General features: G+C 72.3%; 17 protein-coding genes and 1 tRNA gene. 10 read left to right on the top strand and 8 right to left on the bottom strand.

The annotated features are described in order from the left end of the window. Positions 1–80 precede the first annotated feature (80 nt). The 3 genes from BJK06_RS10680 (at position 81) to BJK06_RS10670 (ending at position 4069) form a co-directional block, all read left to right on the top strand. The gene (locus BJK06_RS10680; protein WP_070417877.1) at positions 81–1622 is read left to right on the top strand and encodes a CHAD domain-containing protein; all 1542 of its coding nucleotides are present in this window, start codon (positions 81–83) and stop codon (positions 1620–1622) included. Positions 1623–1626: 4 nt separating this feature from the next. Continuing rightward, the gene (locus BJK06_RS10675; protein ID WP_070417876.1) at positions 1627–2082 is read left to right on the top strand and encodes a MaoC/PaaZ C-terminal domain-containing protein; all 456 of its coding nucleotides are present in this window, start codon (positions 1627–1629) and stop codon (positions 2080–2082) included. Between the two features lie 76 nt (positions 2083–2158). Further along, complete coding sequence (locus tag BJK06_RS10670; protein WP_083295188.1) at positions 2159–4069, top strand: glycoside hydrolase family 2 protein; 1911 nt, start codon at positions 2159–2161, stop codon at positions 4067–4069. Positions 4070–4211: 142 nt separating this feature from the next. Here the strand turns inward: BJK06_RS10670 and BJK06_RS10665 are convergent, their stop codons facing one another. Then, positions 4212–5060, bottom strand: coding sequence for an alpha/beta fold hydrolase (locus BJK06_RS10665; protein WP_070417875.1), 849 nt, complete (start codon positions 5058–5060; stop codon positions 4212–4214). A gap of 125 nt (positions 5061–5185) precedes the next feature. Here BJK06_RS10665 and BJK06_RS10660 point away from each other — a divergent pair, with 125 nt between their 5' ends. Next, positions 5186–6385, top strand: coding sequence for a hypothetical protein (locus tag BJK06_RS10660; RefSeq protein WP_258027618.1), 1200 nt, complete (start codon positions 5186–5188; stop codon positions 6383–6385). Between the two features lie 154 nt (positions 6386–6539). On the opposite strand, the gene BJK06_RS10655 is transcribed toward BJK06_RS10660, so the two are convergent. Further along, the gene (locus BJK06_RS10655; RefSeq protein ID WP_070417874.1) at positions 6540–7580 is read right to left on the bottom strand and encodes an amidase domain-containing protein; all 1041 of its coding nucleotides are present in this window, start codon (positions 7578–7580) and stop codon (positions 6540–6542) included. Positions 7581–7653: 73 nt separating this feature from the next. Here BJK06_RS10655 and BJK06_RS10650 point away from each other — a divergent pair, with 73 nt between their 5' ends. Further along, positions 7654–8037 carry a hypothetical protein gene (locus BJK06_RS10650; RefSeq protein WP_070417873.1) on the top strand — a complete coding sequence of 128 codons (384 nt, stop codon included), beginning with the start codon at positions 7654–7656 and terminating at the stop codon, positions 8035–8037. 59 nt (positions 8038–8096) lie between these two features. On the opposite strand, the gene BJK06_RS10645 is transcribed toward BJK06_RS10650, so the two are convergent. The 4 genes from BJK06_RS10645 to galU form a co-directional block, all read right to left on the bottom strand. Then, a tRNA-Ala gene (locus BJK06_RS10645) sits at positions 8097–8169 on the bottom strand. A 51-nt stretch (positions 8170–8220) separates the two neighbouring features. Next, positions 8221–9330, bottom strand: a complete 1110-nt coding sequence (locus BJK06_RS10640; protein WP_070417872.1) for a hypothetical protein — start codon at positions 9328–9330, stop codon at positions 8221–8223. Between the two features lie 126 nt (positions 9331–9456). Further along, entirely contained in the window at positions 9457–10116 is a 660-nt protein-coding gene (locus BJK06_RS10635) for a GNAT family N-acetyltransferase (RefSeq protein WP_070417871.1), read from the bottom strand. Between the two features lie 70 nt (positions 10117–10186). After that, complete coding sequence (gene galU / locus BJK06_RS10630) at positions 10187–11077, bottom strand: UTP--glucose-1-phosphate uridylyltransferase GalU (RefSeq protein WP_070417870.1); 891 nt, start codon at positions 11075–11077, stop codon at positions 10187–10189. 114 nt (positions 11078–11191) lie between these two features. Between galU and BJK06_RS10625 the strand changes: the two genes are divergently transcribed. From BJK06_RS10625 to mscL, 3 genes are all read left to right on the top strand, one after another. Further along, positions 11192–11776 (top strand): 5-formyltetrahydrofolate cyclo-ligase, encoded by a 585-nt coding sequence (locus tag BJK06_RS10625; protein WP_070417869.1) that lies wholly within the window; start codon positions 11192–11194, stop codon positions 11774–11776. Position 11777: 1 nt separating this feature from the next. Further along, a complete protein-coding gene (locus tag BJK06_RS10620) occupies positions 11778–12101 on the top strand; it encodes an FmdB family zinc ribbon protein (RefSeq protein WP_070417868.1) in 324 nt (107 codons plus the stop codon). A gap of 72 nt (positions 12102–12173) precedes the next feature. Beyond that, a complete protein-coding gene (gene mscL, locus BJK06_RS10615; RefSeq protein ID WP_070417867.1) occupies positions 12174–12677 on the top strand; it encodes a large conductance mechanosensitive channel protein MscL in 504 nt (167 codons plus the stop codon). A gap of 135 nt (positions 12678–12812) precedes the next feature. Here mscL and BJK06_RS10610 read toward each other — a convergent pair whose 3' ends face one another. Next, a complete protein-coding gene (locus tag BJK06_RS10610; protein WP_070417866.1) occupies positions 12813–13400 on the bottom strand; it encodes a CDP-alcohol phosphatidyltransferase family protein in 588 nt (195 codons plus the stop codon). A gap of 315 nt (positions 13401–13715) precedes the next feature. After that, entirely contained in the window at positions 13716–17603 is a 3888-nt protein-coding gene (locus tag BJK06_RS10600; RefSeq protein WP_070417864.1) for an ATP-binding protein, read from the bottom strand. 130 nt (positions 17604–17733) lie between these two features. On the opposite strand from BJK06_RS10600, the gene BJK06_RS10595 reads away from it, so the two are divergent. Both BJK06_RS10595 and BJK06_RS10590 read left to right on the top strand, forming a co-directional pair. Next, positions 17734–18624 carry a CoA ester lyase gene (locus tag BJK06_RS10595; RefSeq protein ID WP_229085773.1) on the top strand — a complete coding sequence of 297 codons (891 nt, stop codon included), beginning with the start codon at positions 17734–17736 and terminating at the stop codon, positions 18622–18624. A 10-nt stretch (positions 18625–18634) separates the two neighbouring features. After that, positions 18635–19105, top strand: coding sequence for a DUF6264 family protein (locus BJK06_RS10590; protein WP_070417863.1), 471 nt, complete (start codon positions 18635–18637; stop codon positions 19103–19105). Positions 19106–19122 lie beyond the last annotated feature (17 nt).

Below are 19122 nucleotides of genomic sequence, written 5' to 3'. Positions count from 1 at the left end.
AGGGCGTCGTTCCGGGTGGGGCATCCACAGAACGCGGCAGGCCCGGTGACGAGGGCCTCGCGGCGGACGACACTGACGGCATGCAGACCCCGCACCCGGAGCCGCTCGGCCGCACCGACCCCCGTCGCACGTGGCGCATCGCCGACGACCGGCGACTGCCCGCCCTCGAACCCTTCGCCGACCGCGTCCACCGGCACGGCCCCGTGGTGCTGCGCGAGCACCTGTGGGACACCGACGACCGGGTCCTCGCGGCCGAGGGCGTCGAGCTCCTCCGGTCGGACGCCGGGTGGAGCGTCGACCGCGGTGACGGACCGGTCGAGGTGCCCCCGGACCTCGACGGCGGCGACGACCACGATGCGGACCACGTACCGCGCGACGTGGTCGAGGTCTTCCTGCGCGGCCGCCCGGTCCGGGTCGTCCGGGTGCGGGACACGGTGACGACCCTCGTCGAGCTGCGCGGGCGGGACGGGCGGCTCCGCGCCGAGGTGGCCGACGTCCGTGTGGACGAGGGCGAGCCCGACGCCGCGGTGCTCCGGTCGGCTCGGTGGTGGGCGCTGAGCGACGACGGGCGGGGCGGGACGGTGTCCCGGGCTGCGGAGCGGGCACTGGCGGACGCGGCGGAACCCGGGGCGGGTGGTGGCGCCCGGGGCGGGGCCGGGCGCGCTGATGGTGGGGCCGGGCGGGCTGGAGGCGGGGCCGGGCACCCTGCGCTCCGTGCCGACCCCGAGCGTCGGAAGGGGTCGGCGGCACGCCCACGACGGGGCTCCGCGGCCGCTGCCCTGCGAGCGGTGCTCCGATCGTTGCGCGCGGACCTCGTCGCGGTCGACCCGAGGGTGCGTGCCGACGAGCACGGGTCGCTGCACGACCTCCGGAAGGTCCTCCGTCGGCTGCGGAGCGTGCTGGCCGCGTACCGCGGTGCCCTCGACCGCGACGCCACCGAACCCCTGCGCGCCGAACTGGCCGAGGTCTCGCGGGTGGCCGGTGTCGCCCGCGACGCCGAGGTCCTGCGCGACCGGTTGCTCCGCACGGCCGGCCGCGCTCCCGAGGGCTTCGTCGACGCCGAGACCCTCGACCGGATCGGTGCGCACGTCGCCGAGTCCCGCGCGGCGGCGGCCGCCGAACTCCGGCACGCCCTGCGCTCGGCGACGTGGTTCCGGGCACTGGACCGCCTCGACGACCTCGTCGCCCGGGTACCGCGGGGACCGCACGCCGACGACGACGCCCAGGCGTTCGCCGTCCGCCGTATCGCGCGCGAGCGGAAGCGGGTCGCGAAGGCGATCGACGGCGGCACCGAGACGCTCGACGACCTGCACGAGATCCGGAAGGCGGCTCGGCGCCTGCGCTACGCCCTGCAGGCCGCCGACGAGGCGACGGACCTCGGGAAGCGGCGCCTCGGGTTGCTGCGGCGGGTCCAGGACGGCCTCGGCGAGGTGCTCGACGCGGCGCACGCCACCGCGGCCCACCGGGAGCTGGCGACCCTCGCGGCGAGGAGCGGGGCGGACACGTTCGGCGCCGGGGTCCTCGCCACGACCGAGCACGCCGTCGTCGAGCGCGAGCGGGACCGGGCCGAGCACCTCGTCGCCCGCCTGCGGTCGCGCGTGGCGACCGGTCTGCGAGGATGACCGGGTGCCGCACTACCTCGAAGACCTCGCCGCCGGACAGACCTTCACGACCCCGGGCCGGACCATCACCGAGGCGGACGTCGTGTCGTTCGCCTCGTGGACGAACGACAACAACCAGGTCCACACCGACGTCGAGTTCGCCGCCAGGACCCGCTACGGCCAGCGGGTCGTGCACGGGCTGCTCGGCACCTCGCTCTGCCTCGGGCTGATCGCCCGCACCGGGGTGTTCGAGGGCTCGGCCGTCGCGCTGCTCGGCATCGACCAGTGGCGCTTCACGGCGCCGGTGTTCATCGGGGACACCCTGACGTGCGAGGTCGAGATCCTGTCGACGCGGCTCACGAGCTCCGGGACGACGGGCATCGTCGAGCGGACGGTGTCGCTCCGGAACCAGCGGGGCGAGACCGTGCAGCAGGGGCGCATGGACGTCATGGTCCTGACGCGGGACGCCGCGATCGCCTGACAGGCCGGGCGGGCACTCGCCCGGAATCGTTGCCGCGCTCTTTACAACGATGTACCAGCCGCGCCAGCATGGAGGCATGAGCACGCTCGACGGCATCGTCGCCGCACCTGACACCGCTTCCCCGCAGGCCCTCCCGCTCGCCTCCCGGCAGGACGGCACGTACCCCCGGCCGCAGATGCTCCGCCCGCAGTGGGCCGACCTCGACGGCACGTGGTCCTTCCGCAACGACGGCGACGACCCCGCCTGGCGGACCGGCTTCCCCGACGCACGGGACATCGTCGTCCCGTTCCCGCCCGAGTCCGTCGCGTCGGGCATCGACGAGCCGGGCTTCCACCCCGTCGTCTGGTACTCCCGCACCATCGGCCGCGCCGAGCTCGAGGCCGCCGGACACGGCGACGCGGCACCCCGGCTCCTGCTGCACTTCGGCGCGGTGGACCACCGTGCCCGGGTCTGGATCGACGGGCAGTTCATCGGCGAGCACGAGGGCGGCCACACGCCGTTCTCGTTCGACGTGACCGACGTCCTGACCGCCACCGCCACCGCCACCGCCGGCACCGATGCCGGCAGCGGCGGCGACACCTCCGACGCCGTGCACACCCTCGTCGTCCGCGCCGAGGACGACCCGCACGACCTCACCCAGCCCCGCGGCAAGCAGGACTGGCACGAGGACCCGCACGCCATCTGGTACCGCCGCACCACCGGCATCTGGCAGACCGTCTGGCTCGAGGCCGTGCCGACCACGTCGATCGAGTACCTCCGCTGGACCAACCTCGACCACCAGACGCTCCGCCTGACCGTCCGGCTCGCCGGGGTCCGGACCGGCGGCGAGCGCCTCCGCGTCGACGCCCGCTGGGACGAGCGCGACGAACACCTCGCGACGATCGAGACCACGCTCGGTGCGACGGCGAACGAGTTCGACGTGCTCGTCCCGATCGCCCGGCAGGCGAACGGGCAGGCCGAGGACGAACTGCACTGGTCGCCGGAGGCACCGCGGCTCGTCGACGCCACGGTCACCCTGCTGGGATCCGGCAGCGACCCGACCCCGATCGACGCCGTCGCGTCCTACTTCGGCGTGCGCACCGTCGGCGTCGACGGTGGCGCGTTCCTCCTCAACGGCCGGAGCTACGACGTCCGCAGCGTCCTCAACCAGGGGTACTGGCCGGACTCGCACATCGCAGCCCCCTCCCGCGAGGCGCTCCGCCGCGAGGTCGAGCTCATCAAGGAGCTCGGCTTCAACGCCGCACGCAACCACCAGAAGATCGAGGACCCGCGCTTCCTCTACTGGGCGGACCGGCTCGGCATCCTCGTGTGGGGTGAGGCGCCGGGCGCGTACGCGTTCTCGCCGCGGGCCGTGCAGCGGCTGATGCGCGAGTGGATGGACGCCGTCGAGCGCGACGCCTCGCACCCGTCGATCGTCACGTGGGTCCCGGCGAACGAGAGCTGGGGCGTGCAGCACATCGCGACCGATCCCGCGCAGCAGGCCTACGCGCGGTCGTTGGCCGACGTCACGCGGGCGATCGACCCGACACGGCCGGTGATCTCGAACGACGGGTGGGAGCACCCGGACTCGGACATCATCACGATCCACGACTACGAGGGCGACGGGCCCCGGCTCGCGGCGACCTACGCCGACGACGCGGCGCGCACGGCACTGTTCCACGGCATGGGCCCGTCCGACCGCTGGGTGCTGGTCGGTGGGGCGGTCGACCGCGGGCAGCCGGTCATGCTCACCGAGTTCGGCGGCGTGAACTACCAGCCCGGCGCCCAGCGCGAGGACGGCTGGGGCTACACGACCGCGGCCGACGGCGACGACTGGATCGCCCGGATCACGGCGCTGTACGACGCGATCCGCGCGAGTTCGTTCCTCGCCGGGTCCTGCTGGACGCAGCTCACGGACACGATGCAGGAGACGAACGGCCTGCTGAACGCGGACCGCACCCCGAAGGTGCCGATCGAGCAGATCCGGCGCGCGGTCACCGGACGCTGACGCGACGCAGGAGCCGGGAGGCACGTCCTCGGTGAGCAGGAATGGTCGGGTCCGACGAACGGACCCGACCATTGCTGCTCACGAGACGCGGAGATCGGTGCGAGGCCGACGCGGCGTCTCGGCGAGGGTCAGGAGGCGCGGGTCAGGAGGCGAGGAACCGCAGGACGGCCTCGTTCCACTCGTCCTTGTGCGATGCCAGCACCCCGTGCGGCCCGCCCTCGATGACGTGGGTCTGCGCGTTCGGGATCACCGCAGCGGTCCGCTTGCCGGACACCTCGAACGGCACGATGCCGTCGGAGTCGCCGTGGATCACGAGCGTCGGCACGTCGATCTTGGTGAGGTCGTCGCGGAAGTCCGTCGTGGCGAACGCGACGGTGCAGTCGAGCGTGCCCTTCGGCGATGCGAGCTCGGCGATCGCGAGGTCGTACGCGCGCTGGTCGCCCGACACCAGGGGCTTGTTCACGAGCGAGGGCTTGCCCGCCGTGTAGAACAGGTCGACGAACTCGTGCAGGAACGCGGGGCGGTCCCCGGTGATCCCGTTCGAGAACCAGTCCGCGAGGTTCTGGTCGACCCCGCCGTCGGGGTTGTCGTCGGACTTCCAGAGGTACGGCGGCACCGCGCTCGCGAACACGAGCTTCTTCACCCGGCCCGTGCCGTAGGTGGACACGTAGCGCGCGAGCTCACCGCCACCCATCGAGAACCCGATCAGCGTGACCTCGGTCAGCCCGAGCTGGTCGAGCAGGGTGTCGAGGTCGGCGGCGAACGTGTCGTAGTCGTACCCGCCCCACGGCTGCGACGACTGTCCGAAGCCACGACGGTCGTACGCGACGACACGGTGCCCGGCCTCGACGAGGGCCGGGATCTGGCCCTCCCACGAGCGGCCGGACAGGGGCCAGCCGTGGATGAGGACGACCGGGTCGCCCGATCCGAAGTCGTCGTAGTGCAGGTCGATGTCGTGCCCGTTCTCGGCTCCGACGGTGATGAACGGCATGGTGCCTCCGGTGGTTGCGTCTTCCAGGGAACGCCGACCATGCAACGCCGTGGGCCCTCCCCGAGGCTGGAACCGTACGCCTTGCGGACACCGGTGACGTGCCGTGGACGTGCGAGGATCGGGCGGTGACGAGCGCCGGGGAGACGAGCCGCGCCTCCAGGCCGGCCCTGGAGGCGCGCCACAGCGGCTGGACCACTCCCCTGCTCCTGTGGTTGGCCTCGCGCGTGGTCAGCACGGTCCTGCTCGCGACCGTGTACGTCGTGGCGACGGCGAACGGCTGGCCGTTCGCGTCGTCCCGACGCGATCCGTCCTTCTTCACGTTCTCGGGGTCGTGGGACGCGTCCTTCTACCGGATCATCGCGGAGCACGGGTACCCGACGACGCTGCCGCTCGATGACTCGGGGCACGTCCTCCCGAACGCCTGGGCGTTCCTGCCGGTGTTCCCGACGCTCGTGCGCGCGGTCATGCCGCTGACGGGCGGGTCGTTCTGGGTCGCCGGCGTGCTCGTCGCGACGCTCGCCGGGGCCGGGGCGTGCGTGCTGCTCTACCGGCTGGTGCTCGCCGTGGGCTGCTCGCACCGTGCGCGGTGGGCGACGGCGCTGTTCGCGTTCGGTCCCACCGCGTTCCTGCTGCAGGTGGCCTACGCCGAGAGCACGTTCCTGCTGCTGCTGTTCGGGGCGCTGCTGGCGCTCGTCCGTCGGCGCTACTGGCTGGTCGCGCCGCTCGGGCTCGTGGCCGCGTTCACGAAGCCGGGGGTGCTGGCGTTGGCCGTGGCGCTCGCGGTGCACCTCGTCGTGCGATGGGTGCAGGAGCGTCGGGCGCTCCCGGTGCGGGACGCCGTGGCGATCGTCGTGTCGGGGCTGGTGGTGGCTGCGGCGGGGCTGGCGTGGCCGGTGATCGCCTCGGCCGTGACGGGTCGGCCGAACGCGTACCTCGACACCGAACTGTCGTGGTGGGTGGGGTTCGTGGGGCGGCAGCGCTTCGCGCCGCTCACGCCGTGGTTCACGATGGCGGGGACGTGGCTCGGGCCGCTCGGGATCGTGCTCGTGGTCGCCGTGCTCGCGGGGGCGGTGTGGTTCTGGACGCGGAGGTCGGTCCGGGCCCTCGGGGTGGACGTGTGGGCGTTCACGGCGGCGTACGCGCTGTACCTCGTGGCGGTGTTCCTGCCGCAGCAGTCCCTGCCCCGGTTGCTCATGCCGACGGCGCCGCTGCTCGGGTCGGACGTGTTCGTGCGGACGCGGCGGCGGGCGGTCGTGTGGCTCGTCGTGGGCGTGTGCCTGCAGCCGGTCGCCGTCGTGCTGCTCTGGTTCCTCGGGTACCCCTGACGAGCGGCGCGGCGCGGCCCGGCGCGGCGGGCCGACGTCGAACCACGGAACCGACACCGAACCAGGGCGGGTCGGTGGTTCGGTGTCGCCTTCGTGGTTCGACGCGAACGCGAACGCGAACGCGAACGCGGCCGCGGCCCGGCGCGCGCCGGCGCTACGCGTCGAACGTGTGGAACCAGGCGGTCCCGCCCGGGTGCTGCACCGTGATCATCTCGTCGAGGTCGCGGTACGGCCCGTCCTGGTTGTGGCTCGCCGACTTGATGCGGACCGTGCCGTCCGGCTCGGTGAACACCTCGGACACGATCGTGGTGTGGTCCGGCGAGTCGTTGTCGTTCCAGTCGTAGAACACGATGTCGCCGACCTTGACCTTGTCGCGCTCGTCGAGGGAGCGGCGGGTGAGTCCGAACTCCGCGGCGTTCGCGGTCAGCCACGGGTCCATCGTCGGGCAGTAGGTCCACGTCGCCGAGTGCTCCGCCCCGGCCGACCGGTTGTACCAGTCGGAGCGCTGCTGCCAGCCGCGGGCGATCAAGGTCTGCGACACGTAGTTCGCGCAGTCGCCACCGATCGGGTTCATGGTGCCGTACTCGGCGAGGTTGTAGTCCTTCCAGTGCGCCATCGCGTACTCGAGCTGCCGGTCGACGTCGGTCAGTGCCGCGTAGGCCAGGGTCGAGGTCGCGACCGCCGTCGAGGCGTCCGGGACGGGCGCGGTGGTCGGTGTGGGCGTGGCCGTCGCGGAGTCCTGCGTCGCCCCGGTCTGCCCGTCGTTCGCGGCGCTGCCGTTGCCGTCCGAGGACTGGTTGACGGACGGTGACGGCTCGATCGCGGTCGTGAAGAGCGCGACGTCCGCCGAACCCGCCGTGTACATCGCCTGGTGCGGTGCCGTGAAGGTCACCTTCGTGGCGGTCGCCCGGACGTCCCGCGCGGCGATGCCCCCGACCGTGACGCCCGTGACCGCTGCCAGCCCGGAGCCGGCGACGGTGATCGTCACACCGCCGGCGAGCGGGACCTGCGCAGGGCTCAGCGACTTCGCGATGGGCTTCGCGGTGGGCGTGGACGAACCGCCACCGTTGCTCGTGCCACCACCGGACGCCTTGCCCGTTCCGCCGTCCCCCGACGAGCACGCGGCGACGGCGAGCCCGATGCCGGTCACGCCGGCGAGGGACAGCAGGGAGCGGCGCGTCAGTGAAGCAGTCATGGTGCTTCCCAGGGTAGGCGACGACACGGCATGATCTCTGGCAGGAACCACCGTCGAGAGGATCAGACCACCCATGCCCGAGAGCCACGACTTCTTCGTCGCAGCCGCCCCCGACCACGTCCGCGCACTCGTCCGCGGCGCACTCGTCCGCGAGGGCTACACCGTCGACGACGGCGAACAGGGAGCCCTCCGCGCCACCCGCGGCAGCATGAGCCTCACGCTGCTCATCGGCGGCATGGCGAACGACCGGACCTTCCACACCCGCCTCGACGTGCAGATCATGGTCACGCCGGACGGTCGGACGGTCGCGCGGCTCCTGCGCGGTGCCGGCAAGTCGGCGCTCAAGGGCGGTGCGCTCGGCATCTCGCGCGGCAACCGCGCCTTCGAGCAGGCCGCCAACGCGATCCACGGCGAACTCGCCCAGGCCGGGATCCTGACGGAGAGCGTCCCCGGCTGACCCGGGCCCGCCCCGGGAACGACGAAGGCCACCCGATCGGGTGGCCTTCTGTCTCGGAGTGGAGCTAAGGGGATTCGAACCCCTGACCTTCTCATTGCGAACGAGACGCGCTACCAACTGCGCCATAGCCCCGAGAACGCGTCCACACTAGCACCCGCGTCGGCCCGATCCGAAATCGGGCGATCAGACGGCGCGGCGGCGACGCATGATGGCGTCGAGGTCCGCCTGCTCGTACGCGTCCTCGCCGAGGACACCCATGCCGGCCCACTTGCTCGGCGGCGCCGGGGGTGCGGCGGGAGCAGCGGGTTCCGGAGCGGGAGCGGCCTGGGCGACGGGAGTTCCCGTGCCGGCCGGCGCGCGCAGGCCCAGCCGTTCGGCGAGCCGCCCCTGGTCGTGCGCGGAGAGCGACGCGACGGCTTCCTCGACGTCCGGGCGCATGGGCGACACCCGCGCGAGCGACGGGTCGGTCTCGGCGGCACGGATCGCGGCCGCCTCGGCCTCGGCTTCCGCCTTGGCCGCGGCGACCCGCTCCTTCAGGCGGGCGGCGAGCTCCGCCGAGGACTCCGGCGTGGCCGCCGGGACCTTCGGGCGTTCGACGTACAGCGGCTTCGGGACGCGGTTCGGCGTCCAGCTGCGGTCATGAGCGGGCTCGGCGGGCTGCTCGGTCGACAGCGGCGGCGCCGGGTCCGTCCACTCGCTCGCGGGCCTGGAGGCGCGGCTCGACTCCGGCACGACCGTCGCGGTCCGGGCCTTCCGCGCCTTCGCCACCTGGTGCAGCTGGGCGAGGACCGCTGCGGACCCACCGGCGGCGACGAGGCCGGCGACACCGACGAGCCAGGCGGCGGGGGCCGCGACGAACACGACGACCGCGACGACGAGGCCGAGCGTGCCGAGCAGGGTCGCCCCCAGTCGGGACCGACGCATGCGCATCGCGGTGAGTGCCGGGACCGCCGAGGCCCGCTCGAGCACGGGTGCCTGCTCGGCCAGTCGACGGGTGATCTCCCGCTGCCGGGCGGCCTCGTGGGCGCGGACGATCGCGGTGCGCTTCGCCTCCTCCGACTTCGCGACCCGCTGGGCCTCGGCGAGGGACTTCGCGTTCATCTCGATGCGGACCTCGTCCGGCAGCTCGGCGGTCTGCGCGAGGATGCGGAGGGTCTGCTGCAGCCGGATCGCGTTCCGCTCGGTGGCGAGGTACTGCCGACGGGCCGCCCAGGACGGCATGAGGTAGACGAGCCAGAGCACGGCCGCGATGAGCAGGACGATGCCGCCGCCCCAGGAGCCGATACCTGCCATGGGGACACGGTAGGGGTGGGCGTTCCCCCGTCCGGTGATTGCCGGACGCGTGTTGCGCGTGTCGTGACGAAATCGCCGGGGGCGAGCCGCGCCCCCCGGGCCGCCCGGACGGACCGGACCCGCGGGTCAGACGCGGGGCGTGGTGTGCAGCGGCATCGCGGCCTCGTCGCGTGCCGCGAGCGGGACCGAACCGACGCCCGGCGGGACCTGGCCGCGGACCCAGCGTTCGAGGACGCCCTCGCGGACCTCTTCCGCGACGAGGGCGAAGCAGAAGTGGTCGCGCCAGTCGCCATTGATGTGGATGTAGCGGCGGCGGAGCCCCTCGTACCGGAAGCCGAGCTTCTCGACCACCCGCAGCGACGGGGCGTTCTCGGGACGGATGCAGATCTCGATGCGGTGGATGCCGACCACGCGGAAGCAGTGGTCCACCGCCATCGCGACGGCGATCGGCGTGACGTTGTGGCCGGCGGCGTCCTCGACGACCCAGTAGCCGATCGAGGCACTGGCCAGGGAGCCGTACGTGATGCCGGAGACGTTGAGCTGTCCGACGAAGCGGCCGTCGAGCTCCATCGCGAACGGGAGCCCGAGCCCCGCGCGGGCGTTGGCCTGGAGCGCGCGGATGCTGCCGCGGACGTCGGTGGAGACGTGACCGGAGGGGTTCGTGGCCTCCCACGTGCGGAGCCACGAGCGGTTGCTCGCGAGGGCGACGTCGAGGTCGCGGGTGTCGCGGAGTCGGAGGGGCCGGATGGTGACCCGCCCGTGGGACAGGGTCGGGATCGTCGTCATCGCGCTGGTTCCTCCGGGAGCGTCGAACGGGCCCGGGGGTGTTCCCCGGACCCGTTCGGCGACGGGTCGTCTATTCGCCCGCGTTGAACTCCTTGAGCCACGACTTGAGGTCGGGGCCGAGGTCTTCGCGGTCCGAGGCGAGCTGGACGATCGCCTTGATGTAGTCGAGTTTGTCACCGGTGTCGTACCGGCGTCCACGGAACACGACGCCGTACACGCCGCCGGTCCACTCCTCGGCGTTCGCCATCTTCATGAGCGCGTCGGTCAGCTGGATCTCGCCGCCCTTGCCCGGCTCCTGCTTCTCGAGGACGTCGAAGACCTCGGGACGGATGACGTAGCGGCCGATGATGGCCAGGTTCGAGGGCGCCTCGCCCCGCGGGGGCTTCTCGACGAGGCCGGTGATCTTCACGACGTCGTCGGTGTCGGTCTCCTCGACCGTGGCGATGCCGTAGAGGTGGGTCTGCGACTCCGGGACCTCGAGCAGGGCGACGACGGTGGCGTTCTTCTCGCCCTGGACCTCGATCATGCGCTTGAGCAGCGGGTCGCGGGCGTCGATGATGTCGTCACCGAGGAGCACGGCGAACGGCTCGCGGCCGACGTGCATCTTGGCGCGGAGCACGGCGTGGCCGAGGCCCAGCGGGTCACCCTGGCGGACGTAGTGCATGTCGGCGAGGTCCGTGGACTGGTTCACCTTCTGCAGCTTCTCGTGGTCGCCCTTCTTCTTGAGGGTCTCCTCGAGCTCGGACACGTGGTCGAAGTGGTTCTCGAGCGCGTTCTTGTTGCGGCCCGTGATCATCAGCACGTCGGTGAGCCCTGCGCCGACGGCCTCTTCCACCACGTACTGGATGGCCGGCTTGTCGACGACGGGGAGCATCTCCTTCGGCATCGCCTTGGTGGCGGGGAGGAAGCGCGTGCCCAGGCCTGCGGCGGGGATCACGGCCTTCGAAATCTGGAAGCCCATGCCTGGACGGTATCGGATGACCCCTGGAGGGGGCATGTCGTCGCTACGGAGGACACGGCTTCTCGCGCTCGGCGGCGGAAAGCCGCAAGACGTGCCCTCGGTAGACTCCTCGGCATGATCGCCGATCTCGGGAACGAGAAGCGCGCCCTGCGAGCCGAGCTCCGGCAGCGGCGGCGCACCCGGACCACGACCGAACGCGAGACCGACACCGCGGCGCTCACCGCGACCCTGCAGCGCTTCGCCGAGGAGCGCCAGGTCGAGTCGATCGCGCTGTACCTCTCCGCACCCGAGGAACCCGACGTCCGCCCGTTCCTGAACTGGGCGTTCGAGCGCGGCATCCGGGTGCTCCTGCCGATCACCCGCGAGGACGGCCTGCTCGACTGGGCGGTCGGCGACGGTGCCTCCGAGGCCGAGGGGCTGGCCGGCGTGCCCGAGGTCGTCGGCGAGGTGCTCTCCCCCCTCGCGATCAACGACGTCGACGCGATCCTCGCTCCCGCCGCCGCGGTGGGACACGACGGCGTCCGGATGGGCTGGGGACGCGGCTACTACGACAAGACGCTCGGGTCGATGGCGAACCGCCCGCCCGTCTATGCTGTGATCTTCGACGCGGAGTACCTCGACGAGGTCCCGCGCGAGACCCACGACGAACCCGTCGACGGCATCATCACGCCGTCGCGCATCATCACCTTCCGGAGCTAGGGTGCCCACCTACTCGTACCGCTGCACGGAGTGCGGCAACGCCTTCGACATCAAGCAGTCGTTCTCGGACGCCACGCTCACCGAGTGCCCGGCGTGCGGCGGCGTGCTGCGCAAGGTCTTCTCGCCGGTCGGGGTGACGTTCAACGGGGGCGGCTTCTACCGGACCGATTCCCGGGCGGCGCCGAAGGGCTCGTCGGAGTCGTCGGGCTCGTCGGGCTCGTCCGGCTCGTCGGAGTCCTCGTCCTCGACGCCGGCGAAGACCGAGTCGAAGCCCGCAGCCGCGAAGCCCGCTGCCTCGACCACGCCGAAGCCCGCCGGGTCCTGACCGGGGTCCGGACTCCTCGGTAGGTTGATGGGGTCGCCGTCCGGCGGCCGTCCTCGACCCGGAAGGAGTCCCGTGAAGGGCTTCAAGGAGTTCCTGCTCCGCGGCAACGTCATCGACCTGGCCGTCGCAGTCGTCATCGGTGCAGCGTTCACCGCCATCGTGACCGTCATCGTGAACGCGATCATCAACCCGGCGATCGGCGCGGTGTTCAACGCGTCGAGCCTCGACGACGCGCTCAAGGTCGACATCCCGACCGTGGCGGGCGGCAAGCCGGCGACCCTCATGTTCGGCTCGGTGATCGGCGCGGTGATCAACTTCGTCATCGTCGCGGCCGTCGTGTACTTCGCCCTCGTGCTCCCCGTGAACCACCTCAAGAAGGTCGCGTTCGAACGGGTCAAGAACGACGAGGAGCAGACGCCGCAGGACGTCCCGCCGACCGACGTCGAGGTGCTGCTCGAGATCCGCGACCTGCTCCGCTCGCAGAACGGCGTGCCCGCGAACACCGGTGGCGGTGCGCACGTGGCGCCGTCGACCGCTCCCGAGGGTCCCGGCATCGGCGGCACGACGAAGCTCTAGCGGTCGGTCGGTCGGTCGGTCGGGTGGAACCACGAAACCGACGTCGAACCAGGCCCCCGGGTCGGTTCGACGTCGGTTTCGTGGTTCGACGGCACCCGCCGCCAGCGCGCGGCCGGCACGAGCGCGCGCCAGGCGTCAGCGCGCGGCCGACACCTCGCGCCGCTTCGCGAACATCGCGATCGCGTACTGGACGCCCGCCAGCACGTGCCCGGCGGTCCCGAGGTAGACGAACACGAGGGCGACGACGCGGACCCACGGCGCGTTCTCGTCGACGGTGTGCACCGCGGAGAACAGCAGCACCGGGAGCCCGACGAAGAGCAGCGCCGACCGGATCTTGCCGGTCCACGTGACGTCGAGGTCCGGGTTGCCGTGGAACAGCACGCTCGAGAGCACGACGAGCACCAGGTCGACGAGCACCACGACGGCGACGACCCACCACGGCAGCAGCCCGGTCAGCACGAGCGACAGCACGATCGCGATGATCGCGAGTCGGTCGGCGACGGGGTCGATCGCCTTGCCGAGCTTCGAGCCCTGGTCGAACTTGCGAGCGATGAAGCCGTCCGCCCAGTCGCTCACCCCGATGACGACGAGCGCGACGAGCGCCCAGCCGGGGTGTCCGGCGACGACGAGCCACACGAACACCGGGATCAGCAGCAGCCGGAACAGCGAGATCAGGTTCGGCCAGGTCTGCCAGTCGGGGCGCTCCCGCACGGTGTCAGTCATCGCAGGACAGGCTACCTGCTCACCAGTGCGGCGGGACGTCGCGCCGGAGCTGGTCGTCGTTCTCCCCGTCGCGGTGGCGGGCCGGTTCCGGCGGCGCCACCGGGTCGTAGCCCGGCACCGGCTGGGTGGTGACGCGCCTGCGGCGCCGCACCGCGCCTCCCGGCTGCGCATGCGCCTCACCGTCGTCGGTCGCCGACGGGACGGGAGGGGCGGCTGACGACGCGTCGTCGGCCCGCGTCCACGTGCCCACCAGCTGGTCCGTCTCGGGCGTCACCGGACCGGCCGGCCGGGAGGCCCGTCGGCTCGGCCGAGGAGTCATCGGCGTGCGGGGATCGGGGGGATGGAGATCTCCTGCGTGGCACCGCGATCGACACCGAGCACCGCGGCGACGGTGTTCGCGACGCGGTCCGGGTCCGAGAAGAGCTGGAACGCGTGCACGCGCACGTAGTGCCACCCGAGTCGGCGGAGCACCTCGGGTCGGAGCCGGAGCGACTCGCGGAGCGACCCCTTCACGAGCGTCGCGTCGGTCTCGATCGTGACGCACACCCCACCGTGCGCGGCGACCAGGCCGAGCTTGCCGCGGTGCCCCAACGCGACGGGGATGCCGCGCATCTCGAGGCGACGGGCGAGGTCGACGAGCAGCGGGTCGGAGTCGTCCGGGACGTACTCGGCCGTGGTGCGCGCACGGACCTCGGCGAGGATCTCGGCGAGGGCGACGGTGCCGTGGCCCATCCGCTCGGCCTCGATGTCCGACGGCTGGAAGCAGGTGACGATGACCATCGAGCGACGTGCCCGGGTCATCGCGACGGCGAGCAGGCGCTCCCCACCGGGCTTACCGAGCGGACCGAAGTCGCGCAGGACACGGCCGTGCGGGGTGCGGCCGTAGCCGATCGAGAACACGACGCGGTCGCGGCTCTGGGCGACGGACTGCTCGAGCGTCGCGACGATGAACGGCTCGGCCCGGTCGCCGATGACGAACTCGGTGAGGTCCTTGTGCCCCTGGGCCGCGGTGAGCACGGCCTGCTCGACGCGGACGGCGTGCTTCGCCGAGGCGGTGATGACCATGAGCGACTCGGTCGGACGGGTGCGGGCGTGGTCCATGACGAGCCGGACGACGCGGTCCACCTCGGCGTCGACGCTCTCGACCGCCCCCGACTCGGGGTCCGGCACGGCCTTGCCGTCGCTGACGTAGTCGAGCGCGATCGACCCGTGCCCGAGGAACGAGCCGGCCCAGGGCAGCGACTCGATGCGTCCGCCGTAGAAGCGACGGTTGACGAGCTCGGCGAGGTCCTCGCCGCCGGCGCGGTACGAGCGGGTGAGCGACAGGGTCGGCAGCAGCGTGGACAGCTTCGCGAGCGCGGAGTCGGCGTGGAAGGCGTCGAGCGTGCCCTCGTCGACCTGCAGCGCACGGTGCGCCGGGTCGACCGCGATCCGGAACGGCGACGGGGTCTGCGTGACCGGGTCGCCGAACACGACGGTCTGGCGGGCGCGGCGGACGGCCCCGACGGTCTCGGCGATGGTGACGGCGCCCGCGTCGACGAGGATCACGGTGTCGAAGGGCATCGTGTCGGCGATCTGCGACACCTCGTACGGCGACGCGAGCCACACCGGCGCGATCGACCGGGACAGGTGCGGCGCGGAGTCCTGCAGCAGACGCGAGGTGATCGCGCCGTCCCGCAGCTGGGTCTTCAGCGCGGTGGCCTCGTCCGGCCAGTCGACGAGTCCGACCTTCCAGTTCTCGGCCAGCTGCCACGCCAGGCCCTGGGAGACCCCGGCCGCGTGCGCGTCGTCGACGAGCCGGAAGTCGGCCTCGACCCGGTCGAGCATGTCGGTGTTCGCGCCGAGCAGGGCCCGGTCGGACTCGAGCATCGTCTCGAGGGCAGACTGCCACCACGCGAGCTCGAGCTCGGCGGGGACGTGGGTGTCCGGCACGTGGCGGTTCGCCAGGTCCGTGATGAGCGGTTCGAGCTGCAGGTCGCGCAGGGTCTGCATGAGCTCGGTGCGCTCCTGCAGGTTGTGCAGGACGTCGGACTCCTCGGCGAGGCGGGCGATCGTCGGGACGAGCTCGTCGATCGGCACGTTCGCCAGCTGGGTCTCGCGGGCGGTGCGACCCAGCGGCTCGTCGAGGCGCGCGAGGTCCTCGACGACGTTCGAGAACAGGACCTGGACGTCCGCGATGCCGGTGGGCACCTCGGGGTTCACGCCGGCGGCGACGTAGCGCTGCCAGAGGACGCGCTGCTGCTGGACGCGGGTCAACGCCTCGTGCAGGTCGGACACGTGCACACCGGGGCGGACGTACTCGCGGGCGAGCTTCTTCAGCCGGCGCCGGTTCGTGCTCGACATCGGCGCACCCTCGCCGCGCGGGGCGGTGGCGGCCACGAGCTCGGAGACCGAGCGGTCGAAGACGACGGGCAGGAAGCGGTCGAGGGTGTCGCGGATCTCGGTGAGCAGGCGCAGGTAGATGCCGAGCTCGTTGATCGTCGTGAACTGCCGCATGTGCGTCGTGGCGACGAGGTCGTGGGCCCGACGGAGCAGGGTCGGCAGGCCGTCGGCGTCGAGGTCCTTCGCGATCCGGTGGGCGCGCTGGGCACCGTCGCTCGAGGAGAACTTCGCGCCGTACCAGGGCGAGTCGTCCGGGCCGTAGCGGAACTCGCCGAGGTTCGCGGCGCTGACCATCGTCTCGGCGACGCGGGAGCGCCCCTCGACCATGCTCGTCACCGAGGTCTTCGACAGGCGCGCGGTGGTCGACGGCGGGACGGGCAGCAGCGACAGGCGCGACAGCTCGACGAGGCAGTCGAGCACCGAGACGCGGAAGTCGGGGTCGACGCGCGTCAGCGAGCCGCGGTAGTCCTTGAGGACCTTGCGGAGCCGGACCAGGGCGTCGTCGACCTCGCGCAGGTTCGGACGCGAGGCCTTCTCGTTGCGGGCGATCGCACGGACGACGTCACGACGGAGGGTGCCCGGGGTGACGGCGACGCCGGGGAGCTGCACCTCGGAGAACCGCGCCGCGATGCCGCGCAGGGTCGCACGGCGCGGACTCACGACGAGGACGCGCTTGTTCGCCGCGACGAGGCCGCCGAGCGCGTTCACGATCGTCTGCGTGCCACCCGTGCCCGGGAGGGTCTTCACCACGATCGAGTTGCCGGCCGTGATCTGTGCGATCACGTTCTCCTGCTCGTCGTCGGCGTCGAGCAGGAGCGTGTCGGTCTCCGGGCTCCGCTCGTCCGACGGGGTCTGCTCGACCGGGTGGTACGACTGCTCGACCTGCCACTTGGCGCTCGGGTTGCCGGCGAGGGCGTCGAGCACGGGGTGGGACAGGTCCTCGGTGTCCTCGACCATCCCGGTCGCGACCTCGGCGAAGGTGGACACGACCAGGCGTGCGTGCACCGAGAAGCCCGGGATGTGCGCGGTGAGCCCGCGGAGCCGGTCAATCACCGGGTTCGGCGTGAAGGAGCCGTCCTGCTGCGCGAGCGCCACGAAGGACTGGGCGTCGAGGATGACCCCGAACTGCTCGTGCAGCGCGTCGGCGAGGCCGGGGTTGAGGACGGGCTCGCCGAGCAGGCGGACCTCGAAGTCGCGGCCGTGCCGACGGATCGCGAGCGGGCGCAGCAGCACCGGGCCGCGGAACTGCTCGTCGCCGTGCTGCCAGTCGGCCATGCCGATGCCGAGCTTCACGGCGTCGATGCCGCGCACGGTGGACAGCTCGGTGCCCTTGGCCTCGACGTGACCGGCGGCGATGCGGGCGGCCCGGAGTGCCACCTCGTCACGGATCAGGCTCGACAGCAGGGTCGTCTTGCCGGTGATGAACTGCGCGAGGCCGCCCGGGTGCGTCGTCGAGAGCTCGATGCGGGCCCGGGGGTGGTCGGCGAAGTGCGTGAGGGGGCTGGTGCCGCCGACGCCGGTCAGCTGCTTGCGCCAGACGTCCCAGGCGGGTTCGGCGGCGTTGCCGGCCTGGAGGCGCGGATCACCCAGGCTGATCGCCTGCGGACTCGTGAGCTGCAGTTCCGGGCGCAGGGTGCGGTCGGGTTCGTCCGTCACGGCGGTCTCTTCCTGCTGCCCCCGTCGGTCCTGCTCCCCCTGCTGTCCGTCGCGCCCGTCCTGCTGTCCGTCGCGCCCGTCCTGCTGTCCGTCACGCCCGTCCGCGGGCGCGTCGGCGCCCTCGACGGGGACGTCGTCGTTCACGTCGTCCTCGCCGTCGGTCACCCTGTCCGCTCGCCACACATCCGACACTGTAGGCGGAAGCGGGCTGGCACTCTGGCAATGAACCGAGGTTTCGGACTTTCCGGCCCCCGCCGATGCGCGACCGGGCGCGCCGGTGTGGTACCAACGGGGCATGGCCATCGACGACCGCACCGCTCCCCCCACCCCCGCGCCGGAGTCCGCTCCCGCACCGAACCGACGTCGATCGGTCCCCGCCGAGATCTCCCGTTCGTGGCTCCTCGTCTCCGGGACCGCGACCGACCGGTTCGAGAAGTCGCAGCGGTCCCGTGCCGACCAGATCATCCTGGACATCGAGGACGCGGTGGACCCCGCCGCCAAGCCGTCGGCCCGCCAGGGCGTCGCCGCGTGGCTGGCCGGCGGCGGCGAGGCCTGGGTGCGGATCAACGACGTGACGACGGACTTCTGGGCGGACGACGTCGAGGAGCTCCGCGGACTGCCCGGGCTGCAGGGGGTCATGCTCGCGAAGACCGAGTCCCCGGCGCAGGTCACCGACACCTGGCACCGGCTCGGCGGCCAGACCCCGGTGATCGCCCTGGTCGAGTCGGCCCTGGGCATCGAGGAGTCGGTCTCGATCGCGAAGGCCCAGGGGGCGTTCCGGCTGGCGTTCGGCTCGGGCGACTACCGGCGGGACACCGGGACGAGCGCGGACACGCTCGCGATGGCGTACCCGCGGTCGAAGCTCGTCGTGGCGTCCCGCGTGGGCGACCTGCCCGGCCCGATCGACGGCCCGACGGTGGGGTCGTCGCACCCGATCCTCCGCGAGCAGTCGCAGGTCGCGGTCTCGCTCGGGCTCACCGGCAAGCTGTGCCTCGACACCGAGCAGCTGCCCGTCATCAACGAGGTCATCTCCCCCACGCCGACCGACGTCGCCTGGGCGCAGGACTTCCTCGACGACTTCGAGGCCCGCGGCCGGGTCATCCGCGACGGCTCCGACCTGCCCCGACTCGGTCGCGCGCAGAAGATCCAGCGCCTCGCACAGGCGTTCGGCGTCGAGGCGCGGTAGGACTGCACCCATGACCTGGTCCAACGTGCCCGGCGGTCCGCCGCAGTCCTCACCCTCCGACCCCACCGGTGCCCAGCGGGCCACGTGGGAGCAGGGCGGCTCGACGCTGTTCCCGCCGGGGAAGCTCGCCGACCGGATCTCGACCGTGCTGCTCCTGGCGTTCGGCGCCGTCATGACGGTCGTCACCGCGGTCGTCGGGATCATCGCCGTCATCTCGGCGACGGCCACGTGCGACGCCGCCACCGGCTGCACGCCGGGTGGCTACATCGGTGGGACCGCGATCGCCGTCGGCGGTGCGTTCGTGATCGGCGTCGCCACGATCGTCCTGTCGATCGGCGCGTGGATCCGCCGTCGGACGTCGTGGTGGATCGCCGCGATCGGCTTCGTGCTCGCGATCGTGGTCATCACGTGGGGCGGCGTCGTCTTCGCGGGGGCGGCGGACGGCGGCTCGGCGTCCTCGTCGGTCTCCCCCACCGCCTGACGCCTGCGACCCGGACC

This window comes from Curtobacterium sp. BH-2-1-1 (genome assembly GCF_001806325.1).
Classification (GTDB): domain Bacteria; phylum Actinomycetota; class Actinomycetes; order Actinomycetales; family Microbacteriaceae; genus Curtobacterium.
The sequence above is the reverse complement of the archived record's forward strand: the minus strand, read 5'-3'. Positions and strand labels throughout refer to the sequence as shown.